This is a genomic window from Micromonospora sp. M51 (assembly GCF_018070305.1).
Classification (GTDB): Bacteria; Actinomycetota; Actinomycetes; order Mycobacteriales; family Micromonosporaceae; genus Micromonospora; species Micromonospora parva.
Map to the genome: position 1 here is coordinate 1 of NZ_JAGPXZ010000623.1, position 3,723 is coordinate 3,723.

Annotated in this window: 4 protein-coding genes; all 4 read left to right on the forward strand. The window is 68.8% G+C overall.

From position 1 onward, the window contains the following. Positions 1-476, forward strand: a 476-nt coding sequence (locus KBX53_RS25755; RefSeq protein ID WP_210862111.1) for a carbohydrate ABC transporter permease, incomplete at its 5' end; no start/stop codon positions are given. A 1-nt stretch (position 477) separates the two neighbouring features. Then, positions 478-1,314 (forward strand): carbohydrate ABC transporter permease, encoded by an 837-nt coding sequence (locus tag KBX53_RS25760; protein ID WP_030328686.1) that lies wholly within the window; start codon positions 478-480, stop codon positions 1,312-1,314. A gap of 10 nt (positions 1,315-1,324) precedes the next feature. Beyond that, complete coding sequence (locus tag KBX53_RS25765; protein WP_030328684.1) at positions 1,325-2,533, forward strand: ABC transporter ATP-binding protein; 1,209 nt, start codon at positions 1,325-1,327, stop codon at positions 2,531-2,533. Between the two features lie 170 nt (positions 2,534-2,703). Continuing rightward, positions 2,704-3,723: 4-alpha-glucanotransferase (locus KBX53_RS25770; RefSeq protein WP_210862113.1), on the forward strand; the 1,020-nt coding region annotated here is incomplete at its 3' end.

The following is a 3,723-nucleotide window of genomic DNA, read 5'->3' on the forward strand; positions in this document are numbered from 1 at the left end:
TGGCCAACCTGTTCAGCGACGGAGCGCCGCTGACCGAGCGGGCCAGCTCGCTGGCGATCATCATGCTCGCGGAGATCTGGAAGACCACCCCGTTCATGGCGCTGCTGCTGATGGCCGGGTTGGCGCTGGTGCCGGAGGACCTGCTCAAGGCGGCCTCCACCGACGGCGCGACCGCCTGGCAGAAGTTCACCAAGGTGATGCTGCCGGTGATGAAGCCGGCGATCCTTGTCGCGTTGCTGTTCCGCACCCTGGACGCGTTCCGGGTCTTCGACAACATCTTCGTGTTGACCGCCGGAGGCAACGAGACGTCGTCGGTGTCGATGCTCGCCTACAACAACCTGATCCGGGGCCTCAACCTCGGCATCGGCTCGACGATGTCGGTGCTGATCTTCATCACCGTGGCGATCATCGCGTTCGTCTTCGTGAAGCTGTTCGGCACCGCTGCCCCGGGTAGCGACGACGGAGAGAGGCGCTGACATGGCTGTCGAAACCACCACCCGGGCGAAGCTGCGCTGGGGTCTGCTCGACGTCCTCGTGGTCGTCTTCGCGCTGGTCCCGGTGCTGTGGATCGCGTCGCTGTCGTTCAAGACGCCGGCCACCCTCACCGACGGGAACTTCATCCCCCGGGAATGGACGCTCGACAACTACCGGACCATCTTCGACACCGACCAGTTCGTCCGGGCACTGATCAACTCGATCGGCATCGCGTTGATCGCCACGCTGATCGCTGTGGTGCTCGGTGCGATGGCCGCGTACGCGATCAGCCGGTTGGACTTCCCCGGCAAGAAGCTGCTGGTCGGCGTCTCCCTGCTGATCGCGATGTTCCCGCAGGTGTCACTGGTGTCGCCGCTGTTCGAGATCGAGCGGCAGCTGGGCCTGTTCGACACCTGGCCCGGGCTGATCCTGCCGTACATCACCTTCGCGCTGCCGCTGGCGATCTACACGCTGTCGGCGTTCTTCAAGCAGATCCCCTGGGACCTGGAGAAGGCCGCGAAGATGGACGGCGCCACCCAGGGGCAGGCGTTCCGGCGGGTGATCGCGCCGCTGGCCGCGCCCGGGTTGTTCACCACGGCGATCCTGGTCTTCATCTTCTGCTGGAACGACTTCCTGTTCGCCATCACGCTGACCTCCACCGAACGTGCCCGTACGGTGCCGGTCGCGCTGTCGTTTTTCACCGGCGAGTCGCAGTTCGAGGACCCCACCGGGGCGATCTGCGCCGCCGCAGTGGTGATCACCGTACCGATCATCCTGTTCGTCCTCTTCTTCCAGCGTCGCATCGTGTCCGGTCTGACCTCCGGCGCAGTCAAGGGATAGGTGGAAAGTCATGGCTGACATCGTGCTGGACAAGGTGAGCAAGAGCTTCCCGGACGGGACCGTCGCCGTGCAGGACGTCGACCTGGAGATCGCCGACGGCGAGTTCGTGATCCTGGTCGGGCCGTCCGGCTGCGGGAAGTCCACCACCCTCAACATGATCGCCGGGCTGGAGGACATCAGCTCCGGTGAGCTGCGCATCGGCGGGCAGCGGGTCAACGACAAGGCTCCCCGGGACCGGGACATCGCCATGGTGTTCCAGTCGTACGCGCTCTACCCGAACATGACGGTGCGGGAGAACATGGCGTTCCCGCTGCGGCTGGCGAAGCTGGACAAGGAGACCATCAACCAGAAGGTCGACGAAGCGGCGAAGGTGCTGGAGCTGACCTCGCTGCTGGACCGCAAGCCGGCCAACCTCTCCGGTGGTCAGCGCCAGCGGGTGGCGATGGGCCGCGCCATCGTCCGCCAGCCGAAGGCGTTCCTGATGGACGAACCGTTGTCCAACCTCGACGCCAAGCTGCGGGTGCAGATGCGCACGGTGGTGTCCCGCCTGCAGAAGCAGCTCGGCACCACCACCGTCTACGTCACCCACGACCAGACCGAGGCGATGACCCTCGGCGACCGCGTGGTGATCATGCGGGGTGGCGCGGTACAGCAGGTCGGGCCACCGCAGGAGCTGTACGACCACCCCCGCAACCTCTTTGTGGCCGGCTTCATCGGCTCACCGTCGATGAACTTCCTGCACGCCGCCGTGCAGGACGGCGAGCTCCACACCGCCCTGGGGCAGGTGCCGCTCGGCGACCGTGTTCGCCGGGAGTTGGAGGCGGCCGACGCGCCCCGTGAGCTGATCCTCGGCATCCGGCCGGAGCACTTCGAGGACGCCGAACTGGTCGACGACGACACGCGTCGGCGGGGCATGGAGTTCGAGGCGCCGGTGGACATCGTCGAGTCGATGGGCTCGGACAAGTACGTCTACTTCACCGTCGAGGGTGAGAAGGCCAGCGCCGCCGAGTTGGAGGAGTTGGCCGCCGACGCGGGCGCCGCCGACTTCGCCGGTGCCGGCGGCAACCTGGTGACCCGGCTGTCCGCCGAGTCCCCGGTCGCCGAGGGGCAGACGCGGCGGGTCTGGTTCAACCTGGAGAAGATCCACCTGTTCGACCCGACCAACGGCCGCAACCTGACCCTGCACGAGGGCCGGGCCGCCGGCGCGCTCGCCGACTAGCCAGCTAGCCAGCTAGCCAGCTAGCGCCGATCTTGCAGTAACTGTTGTCGACATAGGTCGAACGCCCCTTATGTCGGGACAGAAAGTGCAAGATCGGCGCTGCCGGTGAGCGGGTGGGGCGCGGGGGTGGGAGGGTGGTTGCAGGTCACGTTTCGGGGCGGGGGATGGGGATGAACCGACGATTGGCCGCGCTGGCCAACGCGCACGGTGTTTCCACCTGGTACGAGGATTGGCGGCACCGCCGCGTCGAGGTCGCACCGGAGACCGTGGTGGGTGTGCTGGGGCTGCTCGGCGTGGACGCCACCAGCCCGGCGGCGATCGCCGACGCCCTCGCCGCCGTCCGCGCTGTCGACCGGGGCGCCCTGCCGGAGACGGTCGTGCTCACCCACGGCCGCAGCCGGGCGCTGCCCGGCCCGGGGGTGCTCACCCTGGAGGACGGTGGTCGGCGGGCGGTCGACGGTGAGTTGCCGGCCAACCTGCCGCTGGGTTGGCACCGGCTGGCCTGCGCCGACCGGGAGGTCACAGTGGTGGTGGTGCCGCGCCGGCTCCCGGTGCCACCCCGGGCCTGGGGCTGGATGCTTCAGCTCTACGCGCTCAATTCGGAGCGCTCCTGGGGCATGGGCGATCTCGGTGACCTCGCCGACTTCACCGAGTGGGCCGGGGCGACCGGGGCGGGGCTGGTGCTGCTCAACCCGCTGCACGCGGTGGGGCCGGCGCACCCGGTGGCCACCTCACCGTATTCGCCCGCCAGCCGACGCTTCGTCAACCCGCTGTACCTGCGGGTCAGCGACACCGCCGCGTACCGCGCGGCGGACCCGGCGACCCGTGCGGTGGTCGACGCGTTGCGCCCCGACCGGGGACCTCTGATCGACTACGACGAGGTGTGGTCCGCCAAGCGGCACGCCCTGGAGTTGCTGCACCCTCACGCCCGGCCGGTGGACCTCACCGCGGACCCGGCACTGACCAGCTTCGCCACCTGGTGCGCGCTCGCCGAGCGGCACGGCAACGACTGGCGGGCCTGGCCGGCGCAGCTGCGCCACCCGGACGCCCCGGCGGTCGCCGAGCAGCGTCGGCAGCTCGCCGACCGGGTCACCTTTTACGCCTGGCTGCAACAGCTGTGCGACGAGCAGCTCGACGCCGTCACCGCGGCGGCCCGCGCGGCGGGGATGCCGGTCGGCGTCGTGCACGAC